6 protein-coding genes are annotated in these 25,744 nt (G+C 64.1%); all 6 read right to left on the bottom strand.

What is annotated here, in order from left to right; genetic code table 11:
- Nucleotides 1-178: 178 nt before the first annotated feature.
- Nucleotides 179-2,701 (bottom strand): TonB-dependent receptor, encoded by a 2,523-nt coding sequence (locus HBO05_RS24850; protein ID WP_172314473.1) that lies wholly within the window; start codon nt 2,699-2,701, stop codon nt 179-181.
- A 106-nt stretch (nt 2,702-2,807) separates the two neighbouring features.
- Complete coding sequence (locus HBO05_RS24845) at nt 2,808-3,740, bottom strand: FecR family protein (RefSeq protein ID WP_172314471.1); 933 nt, start codon at nt 3,738-3,740, stop codon at nt 2,808-2,810.
- Complete coding sequence (locus HBO05_RS24840) at nt 3,737-4,243, bottom strand: RNA polymerase sigma factor (RefSeq protein ID WP_262377088.1); 507 nt, start codon at nt 4,241-4,243, stop codon at nt 3,737-3,739. The genes HBO05_RS24845 and HBO05_RS24840 overlap by 4 nt, the downstream gene beginning before the upstream one ends.
- Before the next feature lie 125 nt (nt 4,244-4,368).
- Nucleotides 4,369-7,539: a non-ribosomal peptide synthetase gene (locus HBO05_RS24835; protein ID WP_172314469.1), complete on the bottom strand. Its 3,171-nt coding sequence runs from the start codon at nt 7,537-7,539 to the stop codon at nt 4,369-4,371.
- Nucleotides 7,536-13,274, bottom strand: a complete 5,739-nt coding sequence (locus HBO05_RS24830; protein WP_262381460.1) for a non-ribosomal peptide synthetase — start codon at nt 13,272-13,274, stop codon at nt 7,536-7,538. Before HBO05_RS24830 ends, HBO05_RS24835 begins: the two co-directional genes overlap by 4 nt.
- Nucleotides 13,267-25,563 carry a non-ribosomal peptide synthase/polyketide synthase gene (locus HBO05_RS24825; RefSeq protein ID WP_172314465.1) on the bottom strand — a complete coding sequence of 4,099 codons (12,297 nt, stop codon included), beginning with the start codon at nt 25,561-25,563 and terminating at the stop codon, nt 13,267-13,269. Before HBO05_RS24825 ends, HBO05_RS24830 begins: the two co-directional genes overlap by 8 nt.
- Nucleotides 25,564-25,744: the final 181 nt, after the last annotated feature.

Genomic DNA, 25,744 nt, shown 5'->3' with positions numbered 1-25,744 from the left:
AAAATAATTTAGAAGGATTCTCAATCACTTTGTAACAGTCGCAAAACCTTTGCCTTAGGTCCACACCGCTTCTTGTCCGCCACGCAGTGGAGCGCTCACCTCTAAATCATTGGCGAGCTTGGCGCACGTAAAAAAAATCACCTCAGGTGAGGTGATTTTCTACGACGATAGGGACAGCCTAGAACGTACCCCGCACAGTCAGCATGTAGTTGCGCGGTTCACCGTAGTAATTGCCATACTCGGAAGTCTTCAGAGTCTCGAAGTACTTGCGGTCAAACAGGTTGTTGCCGTTGAGGGCAACGGTCCAGTTTTCATCGACTTTGTATTCGACCATGGCGTCCCATACGGCGTAGCCGCCTTGGGCCATATCAAAAGGCTTTTCATCGTACGCATCATACCCGTCACCTGTTTGGTTCTTTCTAACCCTATAAGATGTTCCGCTGGCGTAGCTGGCACTCTGAATGTTGACACCACCACCTACTTTCCAGTCAGAAAGACGATCAGGCAGTGTGTAAACGGTCCACAACTTCGCCAAATGCTTGGGTGTAACCGTAGTGAGGAAAGTGTCCTTGGTACCATTGTCTGTGAGATTCAAGGTGTAGCCGCCCATCACCATCCACCCAGGCAACACCTCACCACTGGCTTCAAGCTCAAGACCCTTGCTGACGATTTCGCCCTGGGCCAGATAACAGCAACTACCGCCATACAAGACTGACTCAGCCACGAACCGAGGATCTTGAATCGCCTCTTTCTCCCGCTTGGTATAGAACAGCGCAGCCGAAACGTTCAGCGTTGCGCCGTAGAGTTCCCCCTTAATGCCGGTTTCGTAGGTCTTGCCAACCATGGGTTCCAGGACTTTTCCAGAAGTACTTGGACCTTGCAGTTGCTGGGCCTGGGGCTTGAAGATTTCCGAATAGCTGGCGTACGCCGACCATTCATCATCGAGGGCGTAAACCAAACCACCGAAGGGAACCAACTTAGTCGGTTCACGATGATTGCTCTGGGACTCAATGCCCCATGCACCTGTATCAGCCTTTACGGCCATGTAGGTCTGTTCGAACTTATAGCGCTGCACCCTGGCCCCGATGATCAACTTGAGTGGATCTGTCAGTTGTAAACGCAAGGTCGAGTACAGACCATACTGCTTACGGGTATTGGGGCTGTAATCACGCTCAAGCTTGTTGCCAATGCTGTCAGAAGGCAGAGGTGTGAGGTCTGGATTGTAGACATCAATAGGATAGAAGCCCTGCATAGCTTTCGTTGAGCGCCAGCGGCTGGTCACCTTCTGCGCATCAGCACCGATCAGCAGTTCATGCTCACGATTGAACGCCGTAAATTTTCCGGAAACGTTGGCATCGAACAGCGTCTGCTCACTCCAGCTTTTAATGTAACTCCCTCCCCAGGTAGCGCCTTCAAGCGTTACCGGATCAGGAGAGCCCCACAGGAATGCACCTTTGGTCTCGGATTTATCGAAGGTATTGGTCAAGGAAACGTTCAACTTCCAGTCGTCAGCCAATTCCTGGTCGTACTTGGCAAAGATTTCCTGGGAGCTGTTATCGCCATAGGCCCAGTTCGGCGAGTACCAAGTGCGGCGACTGAGCTTCAAGTCCTGCCCGGTGCTGAAGCGCGGCAAACCGTCGCCGGTGCCATTTTCATGAATTTTCTCGTAGCGCCCCCCGACGGTAACCCGCGCCGTGCCTGTTACATCAGCCTCCAACACGCCGTAAATGAAAGGTTTCTCGGTGCTACGGTTATCCATGAAGTACTGGCGATCGGTGTTGGCGACCACCACACGCCCACGCAATTTACCGTCAAAGGCCATTGGCCCCGTCACGTCGACTTCAGTACGGTAGTTGTCCCAGGAACCTGCCGATGTATTGAACTTGAGCTGGAAGTAGTCCAGCGGACGTTTACGCACGGCGTTGATGATGCCACCCGGATCACCAGTCCCACCGAACAGGCCGGATGCTCCCTTCAACACTTCGATATGGTCGAACTCAGCCATGTCATAGGTTTTGTTGGCGTAGAAGGTACCGATACCAGAGCCGATATCCATCGGCGAGGCGCCATCAATCTGGATGTTATCGATACGGAAACCACGAGAAATGAACTGCGGCAGGCGGTAGTTGGCGTTTTTGACGGTGATGCCCGGCGTGCGCCGCATGGCATCGGACAGATCAACAATACGCCGGTCTTGCAGGACCTGCTGGGTGATGACAGACACCGACTGCGGTGTGTCCCTCAGACTGGTAGGCGTTTTTGAACCGGCGCTGACAAGTCCGGTAGTGTACGACCCCGAATTCTCCGTCATCTCCCCCATCCCCTGCCCCTGAATCGTGGTAGCCCCCAACTCCACCGCCCCTCCCTGCACCGGGGCCTTTTCAATCAAGATCACATCATCACTCAGCCGGGCGACCAGGCCGCTGTTCAGCAACAGCCGGTCAAGCCCCTGCTGCACCGGGTAGTTCCCCTTCAACCCTTGCGACTGCTGACCCGCCACCCACTCGCTGACGACCATCAACCGCAACCCGGATTGCTCGGCAAAGCGCGTCAGTACCTGGTCAAGTTGACCGGCTTCGATATCGTAGGCCCGGTTGTCGGTCTTCTGCTGCTGCGCCGCCTGTGCCGGCAGGCTTATTCCCACGGCACTGGCCGTGGCTAGTGCCAGGCTCAAGGCGGTGTGCCTGATCAGATGCTGCATAACGCTCCCCCTGCTGAAATCAGCCAAATAAAAATCAATCTCAACAGGAAAGACGTCAGCCTTCTGAAACCCGACAGCGGCGGCCAGCGTATTTTTTGCGCATGGGTTACTGTCGGCGCGAGTCGTCGCGCTCGATCACGGTCAGCCACGGCAGCAGGCGCACCCGCAGTGGCAGGGTGCGTTGCAGCAGTTTGAGTTGGGCGTCGGTATCGTCAGTGGCGATGATGCCGGTCACGGGCAGGTCGCGCAGGCTGTTGTCGCGGACCCAGATCACGCCGCGATGGTAGCGACCCAGTTGCTCCAGCACCTCGCCCAGGGGTTGGCGGTTGAACACCAGTTTGTCGCGGCGCCAGGCCGTGGCGGTGCCGACGTCGACCGGTTGGGTGCGCGCGCGGCCGTCCGGGCCGTATTGCACGGCCTGTCCGGCCTCGACATCGGTGGTCTGCGGGTCGCCGTCCAATGTCACGCGCACGGTGTGTTCGGTGACGACCATCCGCACCTGCTCGCCCTCGCGTCGCACGTCGAAGCCGGTGCCCAGCGCGCGCAGGCTGCCGCGCCCGGCGCGTACTTCGAAGGGGCGTTGGGTATCGGGGGCGACCTGGACGAACAGTTCGCCGGTATACAGATGCAGCACCCGGCGACCACCTTGCATGTCGATATCCACCCGGGTGCGCGGCGCCAGTTCCAGGTGTGAGCCGTCGTCCAGTGTGACGCGGCGGTGCTCACCCAGGCCGGTCACCTGGTCCGCCATCCAGCCGTGTTGCTCCGCCTGCCAGGACAAGCCGCCCGCCAGGCTCAATGCGACGACCAGCCCCAGTTGCAACAAGCGGCGTGACGATCCAGGTGGGCGCTCCAGTGCGCTGCCCAGGCTCTCCCACAGTCGTTCCGCCGCATGGGCGGCACGCTGGTGTTCGGGCGAGGTTTCGCACCACTGCAGGTAGGCGTCCCAGGTCGGTGCCTCGGGGCTGCCCGAATGCAGGTCGACCAGCCACTGCAACGCCTGCTCGGTCAGCAATGGTGAAGGTTTTTCCAGTGTCACTCGGTCATCCCAAGACGCCGGGCGCAATGCAGCACCGCGCTCATGATGTATTTGCTGACCATACTGGGAGACACCCCGAGTTGCTTGGCAATCGCCGCATGGCCCAAGCCGTCGAGGCGGTTGAGCAGCAAGGCCTGGCGGCTGTTCTCGGACAATTCTCCCAACGCCTGCTGCAACAGCTGCAATTGCTGGCGCATTTCCACCAGTGCCGCAGGGCCCGGGCATGGGTCGAGCAACTCGTGTTGCACATCCTCCAGCGAGTCCATCGGCCCGCGCCGTGTGCGGCTGCGGCCCAGGTCGATGATCAGGTTGCGCAATACGCGAATCAGGAAAAAGCGCGGATTGGTGATGGTATGGGTGCGCTGCTGCCGGTCCAGGCCGACGTAGCGCACGAACGCGTCCTGCATGAGGTCGGCCGCCATTTCCCGGTCGCCCAGCCGACGGTAGGCAATCTGCTGCAGTTCGCGATGATAGAGGCGAAACAACCGATCCAGATTATCCAACGCACACTCCATGGGCATCCGTGTGCAGGGCACACATAGGGGGCGCTAGACTACAATTTATGAGAATCGTTCGCAACAGCATAAAACGTGCGGGCGCTGACTGACCGCCAGCGCCCGCAACCGTCTCAGCTCTGCACTGCCGCCTGTTGGCGCGCCTTCTCCAGCAACGCGGCCTTCTCCTCTGGGCTCAATGCATCCAGGCGCAAACGTGCCTGGGCCAGTTTCTCCAGTTGGCCAGGGCTGTCTTCCTGGGCGCGCAGGGCCTGGGCCAGCTCGCCGGGGCTTGGGTGGTCGAACACGATGCCGGGATGGACTTCGCAGTGCAGCAGTTTGCGAATCCCCGCCACCAGCTTGATCACCAGCAGCGAATGGCCACCGGCGGCAAAAAAGTCGCGGTCGCGGCCCAGGCGGTCACGACCCAGCAACTGGGCCATGCGGCTGGCCAGCAAGGCTTCGAGGGCGTCCTGGGGTTCGGCGAAGTTGTCGTCTTCATCGATGGGCTCCAGGCGCTGCAAGGCCTGGCGATCGACTTTGCCATTGCCCAGGCGGGGCATGTGCTGCACCACTTGGTACTGACGCGGCACCATCACCGCCGGCAAGTGCTCGGCCATGTGCTGCTTGAGGGTTTGCAGCCAGTGCGCTGGCGCGTCCTGCCTCGGCAGTACAAAGGCTACCGGCTCATCCTGCGCCAGCAGCACCACGGCTTCACTCACTCCTGGGGCACGCAGCAGGTGTTGTTCGATCTCTGCCAGTTCGATACGGAACCCGCGCACCTTCACCTGGTGGTCGCGCCGGCCATACAGGGCGATGCCGCCTTGGGGCAGGTAACGGGCCAGGTCGCCGCTACGGTACAGGCGCTCGCCAGGGACGAACGGACTGCTGATAAACGCGGCATCGGTCTGCACCGGGTCATTCAGGTAGCCTCGGCACAATTGCTGGCCGCCGATATACAGCTCACCCAGTTCACCGCTGGCCACCAGTTGCTGGTCCTCGTTGAGGATGTACAACTGGTTGTTTGGCAGCACCCGAGTCAGGGCAATCGCCATCTGCTGCAAGTCGTCCGGGCTGATCCCATGCACGGCGACGCCGACGGTGGTTTCGGTGGGGCCGTAGTGATTGAACAGGCGGCAATCGGCGCGCAGGTTGAAGATGCGCGCAACCAACCCCTGGCCGATGGCCTCGCCGCCGAGGATCAGGGTCGCCGGTACTGTCGGCTGCGGTGCTTCGAGCAAGGCCGCAAGATGGGACGGGACGATTTTCAGACAGTCGATGCCCTGGGTCTGGATAAACGCTGCAAACGCCTGCGGATCCTGCATCGTGGCTTCATCAGCGATATGCAAGGTGGCGCCGTTGTACAACGCACCAAACAGGCTGGTATTGCCCAGGTCGGCGGCGACGGTTGAGCCCTGAGCGAAGTGCCGGCAGGCGGCCAGGTCCAGCTCACCGCTGACACCCGCGACATAGTTGAGCAATTGCCGATGCTCAACCACCACGCCCTTGGGTACACCGGTGGTGCCGGAGGTAAACAGCACATAGGCCGCGTCCTGGCCTTGCAGGTTCGCGCTCGGCCCTTCCGGCAACGGCTGCTGCACCGGTTGATCGAGATCCAGCACCGCACAGCCCAATCCATCCGGCGCCGCGCCCTGGGTGACCAGCAGTTGCGCGCCGGCCTGCGCCACCAGTTGGGCCTGGCGGGCCGCGGGCCAGCTGGGGTCCAGCGGCAGGTAGGCGGCCCCTGTGCGCCAGGTGGCAAGAATGGTCAGCACCTGGGCCACGCCGCGCGGCAACGCCAGGGCGACGATACCGCCCGCAGTAACGCCGTGCTGGCGCAGACGGCCGGCCAGTTGGCGCACACCGGCGTCCAGCCCGGCATAGCTCAACGATTGCCCACCCGCCACCAACGCCAGCGCATCCGGGGTGATTTCGGCCCAATTGAGAATATGCTCGGGCAACAGCACCCGCTCTTCCAGCACTTGGGTCGCAGGATTGAATGCCAGCAAGCGTTGGCGCTCCGCTTCCCCCAACAGGCTCAAGGTAGCGATGGCCGCGTCCGGCTGCTCCAGCACACTGGCCAGCAGCACTTGATACTGCGCCAGCAGCGTGTGCATCGATGCCTGGCTGTACACGGCGGCGGCATAGTCCAGCGACAGCCCGGTAACCGCGCCGCCCTCCTCCACATCGACATTCAGCGCCAGTTCAAACAGCGGCCGCAGATCAGCACTGTAGGCGCCACTCCAAGTGCATGCCCCCACTGCGCGCGCTGCCGGCTGGCGGCGCACGCCAAAGCCATGGGTCAGCGGCAGGCCAGCGTCGAGCGGCGCATATTCCTGCCAGGTGCCATGGCTGTCCAGCACCCCCGCCAACTGCGCCAGGACGCTGCTGAACGAGGCCGTCGGCGCCAGGTCGAGGTGCAGCGCCAGGGTTCTTTGCAACAGGCCCACGGTCGGCGCGAAGAACTCATAGTCCGCGCGCGCGTCATGCCGCAGGCCTGCGACAAAACCTTCGCGCCCGCTGATCCGCGCCAGCAGCACCCACCAGGCGGCTTGCAAGAGCGTGGTCACCTGGGTGCCGTGCTGGGTCGCCAACTGGCCCAGGCGCGCCAACACGCGCGGGTCAAGGTCGGTACTCAGGGACTGCCCAACGGCCTTGCCCTGCACGGTATTGGCGTAGCGGCCCGGCAAGTCCGGCGCCAGCGCGCCAGCGCCCGCCAGGTAGGTTTGCCAATAGGCCTTGGCGGTATCCGCGTCTTCGTCAAGCACCACTTCTGCGTGCCATTCCAGGTACTGGGCAAACTGCCCCAGTTCCTCGTCCACACTGCAACTGCCCTGCTCATAGGCTGTGCACAGGTCTTGATAGAGAATTGCCAGGCTGGCCTGGTCGCCGATAAAACCCGCCAGGCCCAGGGTCAGTTGCCAGTGCTGCATGTCGATACGCTGCAACAGGCCCTCAAAAAACACCCCGGACGCCAAGCTCACCGGGCGCTGACACCACAGCGCCAGGACCTGCGCGGTGTTACTGGACTCATCCACCGCCAGTGCCCCATTCGCCGCCCCGGCATCAAAGAACTGCCGCAGGCCACGGTAACCGGGCGCGGTCGCCAAACGTGCCGCGAGGGCTGTGTGACGCTGGCGCAACCCACTAAACGCCGCTTGCAGCCGTGGCACATCGAGCGCGCCGCTGATCTGGATAGACAGCAGGTGCGCAATATCGCCCCAGCTCGCGCCGCCCTGGGCGTCCAGCACCCGCTGCTGCTGTTCGGCGAGCAGCGCCAGGCCTGCATCGTTAAGCGTACTCATGCGTCAGTCCCTTCAGTTTGCATACGTGTGGAGGGCACTACCGTTTCCAGGTCGCGCCGTTCGATCATTTCGCCCATGGCCACGACGATTTTGCGTGGGCCTTCAAAGGGGTCGCGAGCGTGGGCGGCGAGCATGTTGTCCAGCAGGATCACATCGCCCTTGCGCCAGTCAAAGCGCACCGCACAGGCCTCGTAGAGTTCGCCCAGTTGCTGCATCACCGCGTCTTCAATCGGGCTGCCGTCGCCGTAGTACACGTGGCGCGGCATCCGCTCGGGGCCGAACAGGCCCAGCAAGTCGTCGCGCACATCGGGGTCCAGGCAGTAGATATGGTGCAGTTGCACCTGGTTGAAGAAGGTTTTCTCGCCGGTGCTCGGGTGGGTGATGATCGCCGGGCACGGGGTGCGGATCTGCAGTTCGTCGTTGTCCAGCCAGGTCCACTGGATGCCAGCCAGCGCGCAACGCTGCTCGACCTGGGCGCGGTCTTCGGTCTTGAAAAAATGCTGCCAGGACACGTCGAGCTTGTCGGCAAAGGTGCGCACATACAGCAGGCCCTTGCTTTCGAAGGTATCGCGCAACGCTTGCGGCAAACGCAGGTACATCTGCCGGCAATCGACCACCGGCGTGGCCCCGCCCACGGGCGACGGTTGCTCACAGAAAAACAGCTGCTTGCGCGGCCAACGATCCTGGTGCGAGCTCTCGTTATGGAACAGGATCATTTTCTTTTCCGGGTAAGGTGTGGAGCGATAGGTGTTCTTGCCGCCCTCTTTCTTCGGCAAGTCGCCGTACTGGCCATACAGGCCCGGCTGGACGGCTTCGGCAAAGGCCTCGAAGTCGTGGATGTCACGCATGGCGAAGCCTCGGAACAGGATCCCCGCATGCCGCGCGAGTTTCTCTTCGACCAGGGCGCGATTGGCCTGGACCCAGGTCACCAGGTCGAGCCCCGGGTCGTTGGGTTCCATCAGCAACGGGAACACCTGGTCGGTGTTCAACAGCGATTCACGCATCGCCGGCAGCGGGGCCCTGGCCACCGGGCTAGATGGTTTCTTGAGGAACTTACCCAGCTTGTCGGCCTTCGGGCTGGCAGGTGCGGCAGGAGCAACAGCGGTATTCGACGGCATGATGATGTCCCCTAATCGGATGTCTGGATCCATGACAATCTGTTGAAGAATTCCCATCCAGGCGCTCACAAGTTCGGTGATGCGCTCTTGTTTGAATAAGTCATTGGCGTACTGCCAGGTGCCCTGCCACTGGCCGTGGTCTTCGTCGATAAACAACGCCATATCGAACTTGGAATAGCCGCCCAGGCTGGGCACCATTTCCACCGCAATGTCCGCCAGGCCCGCGCTGTGCACCGGCAGGTTGTTCATCACGAACAGCACTTGCACCAAGGGGTTGAAACCCTTGTGGCGCGGCACGTTGCTGGCTTCGGCGATCATGTCCAGGGGCAGGTCCTGGTGTTCGAAGGCACTCAGGGAGGTTTCCCGGGCCGCGGCGAGGAAATCGCTGAAGCGCGCCCGGGCGTCGAAGCGCGAGCGCAGGGGCAGGATATTGACGAAGAAACCAATCAAGCCTTCCAGCTCGGCATGCTGGCGCCCCGCCACATCGGCACCCACCAGCAGGTCGTCGCTGGCGGCGAGGCGGTGCAGCAACACCTGGAATGCGGCCAACAACGTAGTGTAAGGCGTGACACCCTGGCGTGCGGACAGGCTTTTCAGTGCCTCGCCCAACGCCGGCGGCACGCTGAATGACTCGCTGGAGCCCTCGAACGACGGCATCGGCGGCCGCGCAAAGTCTGTCGGTAGCAGCAGTTGCCCAGGGTGACCGGCCAGGGCGTCCTTCCAGTAGCCGGCCTGTTGCTGCAATACCCCGGCCTGCTCCAGCGCCAGTTGCCATTGCGCATAGTCGCTGTATTGCACCGGCAGCGGCGGCAGATCGATGCCACGCCCCTGCTTGAGGGCGGCGTAGTGTTGCACCAGTTCACCCACCAGCACCGCCATCGACCAACCATCGGAAATGATGTGGTGCATCGAATACAGCAGCACATGTTCATGGGCGCCCAGGCGCAGGATCTGCCCACGGAACAACGGCGCCTGCGCCAGGTTGATCGGGCGCCGGGTATTGTCCAGTGTGGCCTGGGCGACCTGGGCTTCCTGTTCGATGCGGTCCAGGTGCGACAGGTCGACCACGGCGAAGTCCACATTCACTTCAGGCGCGATCACCGCCAGTGGATCGCCGTCATCGTCGGCGACATAGGCGGTACGCAGCACCTCATGGCGTTGCACCACACACTTGAGGCTTGCGATCAACAACGCCAGCGAGACTTCGCCACGCAAGCGCAACGCCAAGGGCATGCCATACGCGCCGTTGCCGGCCGAGAACTGCTCGGCCACCCACAAGCGACGCTGGGCCAGGGACAACGGCGCAGTGCTGCGCGGGCCATGGGCGTGCAAGGCGATTTGCGCCGGCTGCACAGCCGAACGGCTTGCCAGCAATGCGGCAAAATCTTCCAGCACCGGAGCGTTGAACAGGTCACGCAAGCCTGGGTTGCTGGCCAGGGTTTGCTTGAGTCGCGCGATCACCTGGGTGGCCAGCAGCGAGTGCCCGCCGAGCTCGAAGAAGTTGTCGCTCACCCCCACTTGCGCCAGGCCCAGCACCTGCTGCCAGACCTCGGCGATCTGCTGCTCCAGGGCGTTGCGCGGCGCGATGTAGTGTTGCTGCAAGGCGCTGGCATCCGGCGCCGGCAACACTTTGCGGTCGAGTTTGCCGTTGGGAGTCAGCGGCAGGCTGTCGAGGAAGACCCAATGGCTGGGCACCATGTACTCCGGCAGGTCGCCCTTGAGCTGACGCTTGCACGCCTCACGCAGCGCCTGCTCATCGCTCACCGCTTGCACGGCAACCACGTACGCCACCAACTGCGGATGGCCAGCGACGTCCCGCACCACCACGGCGGCTTCGCGCACTGGCGGTTGCTCCAACAGCCGCGCTTCGATTTCCCCCAGTTCGATCCGCAACCCACGGATTTTCACCTGATGGTCCACGCGGCCGATGTACTCGATCACCCCGTCCGCGCGGTAGCGCGCCAGGTCGCCGGTGCGATACAGGCGCGCGCCGGGCGCACCAAATGGGTCAGGCAAGAAGCGTTCGGCGGTGAGTGCCGGCCGCTGGAAATAACCCCGCGCCAGGCCGTCGCCGCCAATCAACAATTCGCCGGCGACCCCGACCGGCACCGGCGCCAGGTTATCGTCGAGAATATACAGGCTGGTATTGGCAATCGGCCCGCCGAGCCACGGCTGTGGCTGGGTCGGCGTGAGTGGGTACTGCGCCGACCAGATGGTGGTTTCGGTCGGCCCGTAGAGGTTCCACACCTGGGGCGAGAGCGCCAAAAGTCGGGTCGCCAGCTCCAGGGGCAGCGCCTCACCGCCGCACAATAGTTTGCAGCCCTTGAGGGCGTCGGCCTGGGGGTGATCGAGCAGCATGCGCCACGTGGAAGGCGTGGCCTGCAACACGCTGATGCGCTGCTGCTTGACCAGGGCCAGCAAGGCTTGCGGGTCGAGGTTGATGTCCTGCCCGGTCAGCACCAGGGTCGCGCCGACCAGCAGCGGCCCGTAGATTTCCAGGCCGAAAATATCGAACGAGAAGGTGGTCAGCGACAGTAACCGGTCCTGGGCGTGCAACCCCGGCTGACGGGCCATGCTGCACACAAAATTGGTCAGCGCGCCATGGCGCACCATCACCCCTTTGGGCTTGCCGGTGGAGCCGGAGGTGTAGATCACGTAGGCCAGGTGTTCGGTGGTGCTGCGCGGCAGTGGGTTTTCGCAGCTGTAACCATCGAGCCACGCACCCGGCTGGTCCAGGACCAGCGCACTGACCCCGGCCGGGATCGGCAAGCGCGCGAGCAACGGTGCCTGGGTCAGCAGCAGGGCCAGGCCGCTGTCTTGCATCATGTAGGCCAGGCGATCCTCGGGATACGCCGGATCCAGCGGGATGTAGGCACCACCAGCCTTGAGAATCGCCAGCAGCCCGACCACCAGGTCGACGCTGCGCTGCACCGCGATGCCCACCAGCACATCCGGGCCCACGCCGGCTTCGATCAAACGATGGGCCAGGCGGTTGGCCTGCTGGTTGAGCTGGGCAAAGGTCAACGACTGTGTATCAAACACCAACGCCACAGCGTCCGGAATACGGGTGGCCTGGGCCTCGATCAACTGATGGATGGCGCTGTGGCGAGGGTAGTCGGCGGTGCTGCTGTTCCAGCTTTGCAGCGCCAGGCGTTGTTCGGCGGCGGTAAGCATCGGTAGTTGGCCAATGCGCTGGCGGGGGTCATCGAGCATGCCCTGCAACAAGGCCTGCCAGTGCCGCGCCAGGCGCTCGACAGTCGAGGCGTCAAAGATGTCGGTGGCATAGGTAAGAGCCGCCGACAAGCCATCGGGCCCGTCGAAGGTATTGAGGGTCAGGTCAAACGGCGCACTGCGGTTTTCCGAGTCGACCGGGGTGCACAGCAACCCGCCCAGGGGCTGGCCATCGGCAAACCGGCCAGCTTCCATCTGGTGGTTGAACATGACCTGGAACAACGGCGTGTGCAGGCTGTTGCGCTCGGGTTGCAGCGCCTCCACCAACTGCTCGAACGGCAGGTCCTGCCAGGTCTGGGCCTCGTGGGCGGCGGCCTTGACGGTCTGCACAAAGTCCGCAAACGGCTGCTGGCTGTCGAGCGTGGCCTGCATCACCTGGGTGTTGACGAAAAAGCCGATGACCCGCTCCGTCTCGGCGCGGTTGCGGTTGGCGGTGGGCACGCCGACGCGGATATCCGACTGGCCGCTGTAACGGTGCAACAGCACCTGGAACGACGCCAACAGCAACATGAACGGGCTCACCCCTTGCTGCTGCGCCAGGCCCTTGAGGCCATCGCTCAGGGCGCGGTCCAACGCCAGCGGCAGCGTCGCACCCTGCTGGTCCGGCGGCCCCAGGCGCGGGCGATCCACCGGCAGCTCAAGCAGGACGTGCTCTGTACCCAGTTTGCCACGCCAGTAATCCAGCTGCCGGCGCCCTTCCCCGGCCTCCAGCCATTGCCGCTGCCAGGCGGCATAGTCGGCGTACTGGATGACCGGCGCCGGCAACGCGCATGGCGTGCCCGTGACCTGGGCGATGTACAGCGCCAGTAGCTCATCGATCATGATCTGCATCGACCAGCCATCGGTGATGATGTGGTGCAACGTCAGCACCAGCACATGCTCATCGTCCGCCAGGCGCAACATTGCGGCACGCAATAACAGATCGTGTTCCAGATCGAACGGCTGGCTGCTCTGCACCTGGACAAACGCCTTGATGACAGACTCGGGGTCGCCCGCCGCAGCGTCCTGTACCGCAAGTTCCAGCGCGTCAATCGGCCGAATGATGCACCGCACCCGCTCATCCTCTTGCACAAACCCGGCGCGCAGCCCTTCATGACGCGCCAGCACCTGCGACAGGCTGCATTGCAGCGCCTCGACATCCAGTTCGCCCTTCAAACGCAGGGCCGCGCAGATGTTGTAGGCACTGCCCAGGGGGGCGAACTGCCAGAGGAACCATTGCCGCTGCTGGGCATACGACAGGGCCTGGGGCCCGGTCTCGCTGGCCGGCACAATCGGGAAACGCGCGACATTGACCCCCTGTTGTTCCAGCTTGCTGAACAGTTGCGCGCGCTTGGGTGCGCTCAAGTCCTTGATGCGCGCCACCAGTTCCGCAGTTTTGTTAAGCATTGCTTTCCTCCAGGTTTTCCTGCTCCAGCTCATCGAGGGCATCGAAGATCAGGTCAAAGTCATCGGCCAGGCCATCGCCCTGGGCCGCGTCGGCCAGGGTTTTGGCCAACGCCCCAAGGCTGTCCTGGGCATAAAAGTCCTTCACCGCCACGTCCACCCCAAGCACCGCGCGCACGCGAGACAGCATCACCACCACCTGCAGAGAGTGCCCGCCCAGGTCGAAGAAGTTGTCGCCAAGCCCGATACGCTCGACCTTGAGCACTTGCTGCCAGATTTCGGCCAGTTGCTGCTCGAGCGGCGAGGCCGGTGCCACATAGGCCCGTTGCATTTGGCTGACGTCCGGCGCCGGCAGGGCCTTGCGGTCCAGCTTGCCGTTGGGGGTCAGGGGCATCTGCGTGACAAACACCAGGTGCGCCGGGACCATGTAGTCGGCCAGGTGCTGCTTGAGGCCGGCCTTGATCGACTCGCGCAACGCCGCGTGCCGTTCGGGGCTATCGCTAGGTTCGGCGAGTACCACATAGCCCACCAGTTGTGGCCCGCTGGGCCCGTCCAGGGCCAGCACCGCCGCTTCCCGCACAGCGTCCTGGGACTGGATGCGCGCCTCGATTTCCCCCAGTTCGATGCGAAAGCCACGGATTTTCACCTGGTGGTCCAGGCGCCCGAGGTATTCGATCACCCCTTCGGCGCGGTAGCGCGCCAGGTCGCCGGTGCGATACAGGCGCTGGCCGGGCGCACCGAATGGGTCGGGCAAGAAGCGCTCGGCAGTCAGGCCTGGACGCTGGAAGTAGCCGCGCGCCAGGCCATCGCCGCCGATCAACAACTCGCCGGGCACGCCGACCGGGGCCAACGCACCGTCCTGGCTGAGGATGTACAACGCGGTGTTATCGATTGGCCGCCCCAGCCATGGCTGGCCGTCGAGGCGGTGGGCTGCCGACCAGATGGTGGTCTCGGTCGGGCCATAGAGGTTCCACACCGCGCCGCCGAGGGCGAGCATGCGTGCCGCCAGTTCGTCGGCCAGGGCTTCGCCACCGCAGAGCAAGGTACAACCCTGCAACGCCGCCACCTGCGGGCTGTCGAGCAACATGCGCCAGGTCGAGGGCGTGGCTTGCAGGGTGTTGACGCGCTGGCTCGCGACGGTGCTGAGGATCGCGTCCGGATCGAGGGTGGTGTCTTTGTCCACCAGCACCGCACAGGCGCCGACAGTCAGCGGCAGGTAGATCTCCAGGCCGAAGATATCGAACGAGAACGTGGTCAGCGAGAGGATCCGTTCACCCGCCGCAAGCCCCGGCTCGCGGGCCATGCTCGCAATGAAATTGCCGAGGGCGCCATGGGGCACCATCACGCCTTTGGGCTTGCCGGTGGAACCGGAGGTGTAGATCGCATAGGCCAGGTTGTCCGGCCCGGCCGACGCCGGTGGGTTGTGGCTCGGGTAACCGGCGAACCAGCCCGCCTCGCCCTCCAGCACCAGCGCCTGCACGCCGCCCGGAATCGGTAGCGAACCAAGCAGCGGCGCCTGGGTAATCAATAACCTCAGGCCGCTGTCTTGCATCATGTACGCCAGGCGATCGGCCGGGTAAGCCGGGTCCAGCGGCACGTAGGCGCCACCGGCCTTGAGGATCGCCAGCAGGCTGATGATCATCGGCAAGCCGCGCTCCACCGCAATCCCCACCAGACGATCCGGCCCGACACCTTCGGCCAGCAACCGATGCGCCAGTTGGTTGGCCTGCTGATTAAGCTCGGCATAGGTCAGCGATTGTTGGCCAAACACCAGCGCGACGGCCTCGGGGGCCCGCTTGGCCTGGGCTTCGAACAATTGATGAATGCACTGCTCGCGCGGGTAATCGACCGCCGGTGGATTCCATTGCGCAACCACCTGTCGTTGACGGGCCGCACCTTGCATCGACAAGTCACCCAGCGCCAGTTCGGGCTGATCGAGCATGCCCAACAGCAGGCGGCTGAAATGCTCGCTGAGTTCATCGATGGTGCCCACGCTGAAATGGGCGTGGATGAAGCGCAAATGCACGGTCAGGGTTTCCCCCAGGCTGACCAGCAGGCTCAACGGATAGTTGGTCTGCTCGACACTGCGCACCTCACCGAACACCAGCCCCTGGGGTGCGCCACGCTTGAGGGTTGCGGCCACCGGGTAGTTTTCAAATACCAGCAGGCTGTCGAACAGCGCGTCACCACTGTGCCCGGCCCAGCGCTGGATATCGAACAACGGCGTGTGCTCATGCTCGCGCAGGGCCAGGTTTTGCTCCTGTACGGCGTGCAGCCATTGGCTGACCGTGTGCTCGGCACGCGGGCTGGCAATCACCGGCAAAGTGTTGATGAACAGGCCAACCTGCTGCTCGATACCCGCCAGGTCAGCCGGGCGACCGGCGACCGTGGCGCCAAAGGCTACACTGTCCTGCCCGGTATAACGCTGCAACAGCAACAGCCATGCGGCCTGCACCAGGGTGTTGGGGGTGACTTTCTGCTGGCGGGCAAACTCGCCCAGGCGGCGGGTTTGCGCCACATCCAGCGTCAGGTAATGATCGCCATGACCACCGGCCAGCGCCTGCGCCGGGTCGCTGACCGCCTGGGCCAGCAGAGTCGGCTCTTCCAGTGCCGCCAGGTTGGTGCGCCAGAACTGTTGGCCAGCCTGCTGATCCTGGCGTTGCAGCCAGGCGATGTAATCGCGATAGCGCCCCACCGACGGCGTCGGCACCTGGCCGTCATAGCGTTGCAGCACCTCGCCCAACAGCTGGGAGTTGCTCCAGCCATCCATCAGGATGTGGTGGTGGGTGTACAACAATTCGCAACGACGCGCGTCCAGGCGCACCAGCACCAGGCGCAACAACCCGGGCTGGTTCAGGTCAAAACCCTGGGCCAGCTCGGCGGCGGCCAGCGCTTGCAGCGCCTGTGGCTGGTCGCTGCGTTCACGCCAGTCGAGCACGCTGAACGGTACTTCAAGCTGCTTGTGCACCACCTGCACCGGTTGCGGCAAACCACCCTGCCAGGCAAAGGCGGTGCGCAGGATAGGATGAGCATCGACCACCGCCTGCCACGCCGCCCGGAAGCGTTCGGGATCGAGGCCGTCGATGCTGACCTGCATCTGGTTGACATACTCGCCGCCGCCTTGCTCCAGCAGGCTGTGGAACAACATGCCCTGCTGCATGGCCGACAGCGGATAAATATCCTCGATGGCGTCGCAGGCGTCGGCCAGGGTATCCACTTGCACCTGGGTCAACGCCGCCAGCGGGAAGTCCGATGGGGTCACGCCGTGATGGCCGGCGCTCGTGCAGTGTTCAATCAGCGCCTTGAGCTCCGAGGCCAGGGCGTCGGCCAGGGGCTGGATGGTGGCGGCGTCGAACATCTGCTGGCTGAAGGTCCAGCCCAGGCACAACTCGCCGTCGAACACCTGCCCGTTAAGGGCCAGCCAGTTGCCCAGCGGCGCGTCCGGGTGCTGCTCAAGCCCGGCACGTTCGCCACTGGGTACGAACAGTGCGGTGTGCTCGCCTTCAAGGCTACTGTCGAACTGGCCCAGGTAGTTGAAGGTGATACGCGGCACCGGCAGTGCCGCCAGGGTGTGCCGCACCGATGCGTCGCCCAGGTAACGCAAGGCGCCAAAACCCACGCCCCGATTGGGGATGGCGCGCAATTGCTCCTTGACCTGCTTGATCGAATCGTCCAGCGCCTCGGCGGGTACCAGGCGTACCGGGAACAGGCTGGTGAACCAACCCACGGTGCGGGTCAGGTCCAGGTGGTCGAACAGCTCTTCACGGCCATGGCCTTCGAGCTGGATCAACACTTCACGGCGCCCGGTCCAGCGCGTGATGACCCGCGCCAATGCCGTCAGCAGCAGGTCATTGACCTGGGTGCGATAGGCCGCTGGTGCGTCCTGCAACAGGCGCCGGGTCAGGTCGGCGTCCAGGCGCGTATCCAGCGTAATGCCGTCGCGGCTGCGCAGGCTGGCGTCCACCCTGGCGCCCGGCAGGTGGTTGTCGGTGCCGTGTAGTGCTTGCCAGAACGCAACCTCGGTGTGTAGCGCGGGACTGCGGGCAAGACCTTGCAGTTGCTCGGCCCAGGTTTTGAACGCGGTGGTCTTGGCCGGCAAGCTCACGGTGGGCTGGCGGTAAGCGTCCTGCAGGTCTTGCAGGAGGACGCGCCAGGACACGCCGTCGACCACCAGGTGATGGATGATCACCAGCAGGCGCTGGCTGCCATCGGCCTTGTCGAACAACGCCGCGCGCAGCAGCGGACCTTGTTGCAGGTCCAGGCTGGCCTGGGCCTGGTCGGCCAGCGCCTGAAGCTCGGCGTCGTGATTGACCCGGTGCTGCCAGAGCAGTTCCTGGGTTGACGCCGCGCCGTGGCTGGCGAGCCACTGCGCGCCGTCGTGCTGGAAGTTCAGGCGCAGCGCATCGTGATGGGCGACCAGCACCTGCAAGGCCTGGGCAAGTCGCGCCCCGTCCAGGGGCTGGCGGGGCGTCAACAGTACCGACTGGTTCCAGTGCTGGCGCTGGGGAATATCCTCGTCAAAAAATACCTGCTGCACCGCCAGCAACGGCATGCCACCGACCACCGGGCCCTGGTCGATGCTCGGCAGGCCATCGCCACTGCGGGTGACACTGGCCAGGCCTTGAATGGTCTGCTGCTCGAACAACGCCCTGGCAGTGAAGTGCAGCCCCGCCTGACGGGCTCGGCTGACCACCTGCATGGACAGGATCGAATCACCGCCCAGCTCGAAGAAGTTGTCGCCAAGCCCCACCCGCGGCAGGTTCAACACTGCTTGCCAGATAGCCGCCAATTGCTGCTGCACGGCGGTGACCGGCGCCACATAGTCCCGCTGCAACAGGCTGGCGTCCGGCTTGGGCAGGGCCTTGCGGTCGAGCTTGCCGTTGGGGGTCAGCGGCAAGTGGTCGAGCAGCATCCAGTAGGTCGGCACCATGTAGTCCGGCATGTTCGTCTTGAGACTGGCCTTGAGGCGCTCGCGCAACCCAGGCTCGGCCTGCGCCGGCACGATATAGGCCACCAGTTGCTGCGCGCTCGCGCCCTGATGGGCCAGGACTACCGCGTCACGTACACCGGGCTGTTGCAACAGGCGCGATTCGATTTCGCCAAGTTCGATACGGAAACCACGGATCTTCACCTGGTGGTCGATCCGCCCACAGTAATGCACCACCCCCGCCGCGTCGCGTCGCGCCAGGTCGCCACTGCGGTACACGCGGCTGCCGGCCACAGCGGCGAATGGGTCGGGAATGAAACGCTCGGCAGTCAGTGCCGCACGCTGGTGATAACCCTGGGCCAAGCCCTCGCAAGCGGCAATGCACAACTCACCGACCACGTCATCGGGCAGTGGGTTGGCGTCGCGATCGAGCACATACAGCGCCCGACCCGGCAAGGCACTGCCAATCGGCACACCATTGGCCGCGTCGGCATCCATCAGTTGGCACAGGTGGGTGCTGGATACCACCGTGGCTTCGGTCGGGCCATAGGTGTTGAGCAAGCGCACGCCGCCTAGGCCTGCGGCGTGCCAGAGCTTGAGCCCTTCCACCGACATCGCCTCGCCCCCCACATGCACCTGGCGCAGTTGCCCGCGACTGCGCTGCGGGTCGGCGGCCCAGTCCTGGGCCAGCAGGAACCAGTACGCCGCCGGCAAGTCGGCCAGGGTCACGCCGTGCTCGATGATCTGCTCGTACAGGGTCACGGTGTCCCAGGTGTCGTCACCGCGCAGCACCAGGCAGGCGCCTTCGCACAGCGGCGGGAAGCATTGCTCGACAAACCCGTCGAAGCTGAATGTGGCGAATTGCAGCACCCGCTCCTGAGGGGTGAGTTGCGAGTACTCGGCGGCTATCGTGCAGAACTCGCGCAGCGCGCCATGGGCGATGGACACCCCCTTGGGCTGCCCGGTGGAGCCGGAGGTGTAGATCACGTAGGCCAGGTGCTCGGCCAGCGCCAGGTTGGCGAGGTTGGTGCACGGATAGTCGCGCTCCGATCCGTCGAGCAGCAGGCACGGCACGCGTGCATCGGCCAGGGCGTCGTCGAGCACGCCGGGCTGGCGCAGCAGCAGGTCCATGGCGCTGTCATCAATCATGTAGGCCAGGCGCTGGGCCGGGTAATCAGGGTCCAACGGCACATAGGCGGCGCCGGCCTTGAGGATCGCCAGCAGGCTGGCAATCATCGCCCCACCGCGACGCACCGCCAGCCCGACGCGCTGGCCGGGCACTACACCCTGCTCGCGCAAGCGATGGGCCAGGCGGTTGGCGCGCTGATTGAGCTCGGCATAGGTCCAGCGCTCGTCACCGCTGATCAAGGCCAGGGCATCCGGGGTCGCCGCAGCGCGGCGCTCGATACGCTGGTGCGCCAGCAACGGGTCGACGGCCGGCTGCACCGCCGCCCGCTCCAGGGCCGGATCGCGCAGGCTCAGGTTGCCCAGTGCCTGGCCGTGCGCCTCGACAAACTGCTCAAGCAGTTGCAACAGGCTCGCGCCGATAGTGTGTATTTGCTGCGGGCTGAAGGCGGCCCGGGCATAGCTGAAGTCCAGGCTCAGGGTTTCACCCAACTCGATGCCCAGGGTCAGCGGATAGCTGGTCTGCTCGTGGTTGTGCAGCCCGCTGAAGCTCAAGCCGGCCGGTGCGCCGGCTTGCAGCGCCTGGGACACCGGGTAGTTTTCGAACACCAGCAAGGTGTCGAACAGTGCGCTGCCCGGCTGCCCGGCCCAGCGCTGGATGTCGTACAGCGGTGTGTGCTCGTGCTCGCGCAGGACCACACTGTGCGCCTGCACCTGTTGCAACCAACTGGCGACGCTCTGGGTGGCCTCCGGGCTGCAAATAATCGGCAACGTATTGATAAACAGCCCGACCTGCTGCTCGATCCCCGGCAAATGGGCCGGACGCCCGGCCACCGTGGCGCCAAAGGCCACGCTCGGCTGGCCGCAATACCGTTGCAGCAAAATCGCCCATGCCGCTTGCAGCAGGGTGTTGAAAGTGACCTTGTGGTGCCGCGCGAACTCCCCCAGCCGCGCGGTGGTGCTGGCGTCCAGCAGCAACTGGTGACTGGCCTGACCGCTGCCCCCGCGCGGCGCCGGCAGAGCGTTGGCCAACAGGGTCGGCGCGGCCAGTGCTTGCAGTTGCGCGCTCCAGAATTGCTCGCTGGCCTGGGGGTCCTGGGCCAGCAGCCAGCCCACATAGTCGGCATAGCGCCCGGTGACCGGCGCCGGCACCTGCCCGGCGTAACGTTGCAGGACTTCGCCCAGCAACTGCGCGTTGCTCCAGCCGTCCATCAGGATGTGATGGCTGGTGTAGATCAGTTCATAGCGCTGAGCCGCCAGTGGCACCAACACCAGGCGCAACAACGGCGCCTGGTGCAGATCGAAACCTTGTTCACGCTGTTCAAGGGCCAGTTGGTCAAGGTCGTCGGGGGCGACGTCGAGCACCGTCAGCGGCAGTTGCACCGCACGCTGGATCGCTTGCAACGCCTGTGCCTGGCCTTCCCAGACAAACCGCGCACGCAGTACTTCGTGGCGCTCCAGCACCGCTTGCCAGCATTGGCCAAACCGCTCCACGTCCAGGCCATCGATGGTCAGGCGCAGTTGGTTGATATAGGCGCCAGCCCCGGCATCGTAGGCACTGTGGAACAGCATGCCCTGCTGCATGGGCGACAGCGGATAGAGGTCCTCGATCTGCGTCAGGGGCAAGCCCAGGCCTTCCAGTTGTGCCTGGTCGAGGCTGACCAGCGGGAAGTCCGAAGGCGTGGCCCCGCCCTGCTGCGGGTCGAGACAGTGTGCGATCAGCTCGTGCAATGTCCGGGCGCAATGATCCACCAGGGCCTGGATGGTCTCGCGACGGTAGACTTCGCCACTGAAACTCCAGTCCAGTTCCAGCTCGCCGGCGTACACCCGCCCTTCCACGCTCAGCCAGTTGGCCAGGGGCGCCTCCGGGCTCTGGGCCTGGCCGCCGCCTTCGCTGGCCGGTACGAACAGCGCATCATCGCCAAACTGCTGGTCGAACTGCCCCAGGTAGTTGAAGGTGATCCGTGGCTGGGCCAGCGCCGCCAGCTCTTGAGCCGCAGCACCGTAGCGCAGCACGCCGTAGCCAATGCCTTTGCGGGGCACCTGGCGCAATTGCTCCTTGATCGCCTTGAGGGTCGCGCCCGGCTCGTTGCCAGGGGTCAGGCGCAGCGGGTAGAGGCTGGTGAACCAGCCTAGGGTGCGGGTCAGGTCGATATCATCGAACAGCTCTTCGCGACCATGGCCTTCGAGCTGGATCAGCGCCGAGGGGTGGCCGGTCCATTGGCAGATCGTGCGGGCCAGGGCGGCCAGCAGCAGGTCGTTGACCTGGGTGCGGTAGGCCGCTGGCGCCTGTTGCAGCAGTTGCCGGGTGTGTTCACGGTCCAGGCGCAGGCGGATGTGTTCAGCCACCGCCTGGGTCTGCCGGCCGTGGGGATTATCCCGTGGCAAGTCGCTGGCAGCGCCCTGCAACTGCCCGCGCCAGTACGCTAACTCGGCCAGCAGCGCCGGGCTGCGGCTGTAGTCGTCCAGGCGCGCGGCCCACTGCTGGTAGGCACTGGTCTTGTGCGGCGTGGTCAGCGGTGCGCCGGCCAGGCCCTGGGCGTAGTCGCGCTGCAAGTCTTCCAGCAGCACACGCCAGGACACCCCATCCACCACCAGGTGATGCAGCACCAACAACAGGCGCTGGCTGCCATCGGCCATGTCCACCAGCAAGGCCCGCATCAACGGGCCGTGTTGCAGGTCCAGGCTGGCCTGGGCCAGATCACACTGCTCGCGCAATGCCTCGACGCTGGCGGCCTGGCGCTGCCATAGCTCCACCGTCGTGGATTGCGCATGCGCTTGCTCCCAGCCCTGCCCACCCTCGACGAAACGCAGGCGCAAGGCATCGTGTTGTACCACCAACGCCTGCAACGCAGCGGTCAGTGCGGCGACCTGTATCGGCTGGCGCGGGGTGAGCAGCAGCGATTGGTTCCAGTGCTGGCGGGCGGGAATGTCCTGGGCAAAGAACCATCGCTGCACCGGGGTCAGCAGCACCGGGCCTTGGGCCGGGCCTTGCTCGATGGCCAGTGTCGACACTTCACGGGCGGCGGCGGCCAGGCTGCGCAGGGTCTGGTGGCGGAACAGGTCGCTGGGCGCCAGTTGCAAGCCGGCCTGGCGGGCGCGGCTGACCACCTGGATCGAGACGATGGAGTCGCCGCCCAGCTCGAAAAAGTTGTCATCCAGGCCAATCTGCGGCTGGCCAAGAATGTCCTGCCAGATCCCGGCCAGCAGCAATTGCCGAGGCTCCTGTGGTGCGCTGAAGCCCTGTACCTTGGCCTCGCCGGCCCGTGGCAAGGCCTTGCGGTCCAGCTTGCCGTTGGGGGTCACGGGGAATTGCGCCAAGGCCATGGTTACCGTGGGCAGCATGTATTGCGGCAGGGTTTCGGCCAGATGCGCGCGCAGGGTCTGCTCAAACGCACCCTGGTCTTCAGGCATCGTCGCCGGTACCACATAGGCCACCAGCAAGCGGCCATCCTGGGCAATCACCAGCGCTTCCTTGACCTGTGGGTGGCTGAGCAGACGGGCCTCGATTTCCCCCAGCTCAATGCGCAGGCCACGGATCTTCACCTGATGGTCGATACGCCCGACGTACTCGATCACCCCATCGGCGCGATAGCGGGTCAGGTCGCCGGTACGGTACAGGCGCTCGCCGGTGGTGGAAAAAGGATTGGGCACGTACTTTTCGGCGGTCAAGGCTGCCTTGCCCAGATAGCCACGGGTGATCCCGGCGCCGGCCAGGTGCAGCTCGGCAGCGGCCCCGGTAGGTACGGGCTGCAGGTCGGCGTCGAGGAGGTAGGCCTGGGTGTTGCTCAACGGTCGGCCAATACTCGGCTGGCCCAAGGCTTCGCGTGGCGTCCAGGTGGAATAGGTGGTGTCTTCGGACGGGCCATACAGGTCATAGACCTGCTTGATCGACGGCTGCTGGTAGAGGCGGTCCACCAGGGATTGCTTGAGCGGCTCGCCGGCCAGGTTAATGATGCGCACGCTCTCGGGGATCTGCCCGGCGCGCTGCAAGGCATTGATCGCCGACGGCACGGTGTTGATCAGGCGCACCTGGTCGCGGGCCGGCAGGTCGGGCAGTTCCAGGGCATTGCGAGCGAGGATCAGCGAGCCGCCGTTGGCCAGGGTGACGAAGATTTCCCACACCGACAGGTCAAAACACACTGAGGTCGAGGCCAGCACGCCCTGGATATCTTCGCGGCTGTACACCTGCTGCGACCAGTGGATCAGCGCCAGTACGTTGCCATGGGCAATCGCCACGCCTTTGGGCTTGCCGGTGGAGCCGGAGGTGTAGATCACGTAGGCCAGATTATTGGGCGCCACGGCGGTGACCGGTGCTGTCAGCGGATAGCCGGCCAGTTGATCCATCAGTAGCACCCGGGCCTGCGTCTGGGGCAAGTCGGCGAGCAACTCGGCCTCGGTCAGCAGCACCTGGGCGCGACTGTCTTCGAGCATGTAGGCCACGCGGTCGGCGGGGTAATCCGGGTCCAGCGGCACATAGGCGCCGCCGGCCTTGAGCACCCCGAGCAAGGCGACGATCAACGCGTCGGAACGCTGCATGGCCACGCCGACCCGCACTTCAGGGCCCACGCCCAGCTCGATCAGCTGGTGCGCCAGTTGATTGGCCTGGCCGTCCAGCTGGCGATAGCTCAGGGTCTTGGCGCCGTAGGTCAGGGCCAGGGCATCCGGTTGACGCTCGACCTGCTCGGCGATCAGTCGATGGATGCTGCGCTCTTGCGGGTACTCAGAAGCTGTGGCGTTCCAGTCATGGATCTGCTGCTGGTAGTGCGCAGCGTCGAGCATCGGCAGTTCGGCCACGCGCTGCTGCACGTTGTCGACCATGCCAGCGAGCAAGTTGCTCCAGTGGCGGGCCATGCGTTCGATGGTGGCGGGCGTGAACAGGTCGGTGGCGAAGGTCAGTGCGGCCCGCAGGGTGCCGCCCTGCTCCCAGGTGTCGAGGCTCAGGTCGAATTGGGTGGTGCGGCTTTGCCACTCCACCAGGCTCAAGGACAGGCCGGATTCCAGCACCAGCGCCTCAAGATCAGCCACCTGCGGCTGATGGTTGTACAGCACCTGGAACAGCGGCGTGTGGCTCAGGCTGCGCTCCGGCTTGAGGGCTTCGACCAGGCGTTCGAACGGCAGGTCCTGATGGGCCTGGGCGCCGCTGACCACGTCCTTGAGCACCTGCAATAAGTCACTGGCCCGCGCCTGCCCATCGACGTGCGCGGCCATCACTTGAGTGTTTACGAACAGGCCGATCAAACCCTCGGTTTCACCGCGATGCCGGTTGGCAATCGGCACGCCCACCCGCAGGTCGGTCTGGCCGGTGTAGCGAAACAGCAGGATCTTGAATGCAGCCAGCAGCACGGTGAACAACGACACATTCTGCTGGCGCGCCAGCAAGCGCGCGCCCTCAGCCAGCGGCGCCGGCACCGCGAACTCATAGCGTTGGCCCTGATGACTGGCCACGGCTGGGCGCGCAAAGTCCAGGGGCAACTCCAGTACTGGGTGCTCATCGCCCAGCTGCTCTCGCCAGTAATCCAGTTGCCGCGCCTGCTCCCCGGCTTCGAGCCAGCGGCGCTGCCACAGGGCATAGTCGCTGTACTGGATCGGCAGGGCCGGCAGTTGCGGCGCCTGGTTGCGCTCAAAGGCGTCATAGCAGCGGATGAACTCGTCGATCAGCACGTTCATCGACCAGCCGTCCGAGACGATGTGATGCAGGGTCAACAGCAACACATGCTCCTGCTCGGCAAGCTTGAGCAATTGCACACGCAGCAGTGGGCCCGTGGCCAGGTCAAAGGGCTGCAGCGATTGTGCGGTGGCGGCGGCCATCACGGCCTGTTCGCGCTCGGCCGCTGGCAAGTTGCCAAGGTCCAATGGCTCAATCGCCAGCGCCGGTTTGCAGGGCACTTGCAACAGGCGCTCATCGGCCTGGCGCTGGAACACCGTGCGCAGGGTTTCATGGCGTGCGACCAGGCTGGCAAACGCCTGCTCGATGGCTGACAGGCTCAATCGGCCCTTGAGGCGCACCGCTCCCGGCAGGTTGTAGGCGGCGCTGGCCGGATCCAGTTGCCAGAGAAACCACATGCGCTGCTGGGCGTAGGACAACGCCTGACGGTCCTCGGCCTCGACCTGGGCCGGAATCGGAAAACGCGAAAAATCGATCCCTTCCTTTTGCAGCGCCTGGAGGAACATCTGGCGTTTTTCCAGGGGCAACCCGATAAACCGGCGAGCAAGTTTCAAGGAGTCTTCAGCGTTCATTTCTTGGGATCCGGAGCAATAGGCAGGAAGCACAAAGGCACGTCGTCCCTATAAAACGAATCCAGACAGGAAAAATTAGCGCAGGCGAGTGCAGTCATCGGGCGTTACATCAAACCCGACAGAGGCCCGCGAAGGCGTCCTATCATTGACGGATCAACGCATTTGCAACTACATTTAGTTA

This window comes from Pseudomonas sp. WS 5079 (genome assembly GCF_012985465.1).
Lineage (GTDB): Bacteria > Pseudomonadota > Gammaproteobacteria > Pseudomonadales > Pseudomonadaceae > Aquipseudomonas.
The sequence above is the reverse complement of the archived record's forward strand: the minus strand, read 5'-3'. Positions and strand labels throughout refer to the sequence as shown.

Bases quoted from the DNA above. Each gene is read 5' to 3' on its own strand.
- HBO05_RS24850 (WP_172314473.1), bottom strand. From the start codon at position 2,701: ATGCAGCATCTGATCAGGCACACCGCCTTGAGCCTGGCACTAGCCACG.
- HBO05_RS24835 (WP_172314469.1), bottom strand. From the start codon at position 7,539: ATGAGTACGCTTAACGATGCAGGCCTGGCGCTGCTCGCCGAACAGCAG.
- HBO05_RS24830 (WP_262381460.1), bottom strand. From the start codon at position 13,274: ATGCTTAACAAAACTGCGGAACTGGTGGCGCGCATCAAGGACTTGAGC.
- HBO05_RS24825 (WP_172314465.1), bottom strand. From the start codon at position 25,563: ATGAACGCTGAAGACTCCTTGAAACTTGCTCGCCGGTTTATCGGGTTG.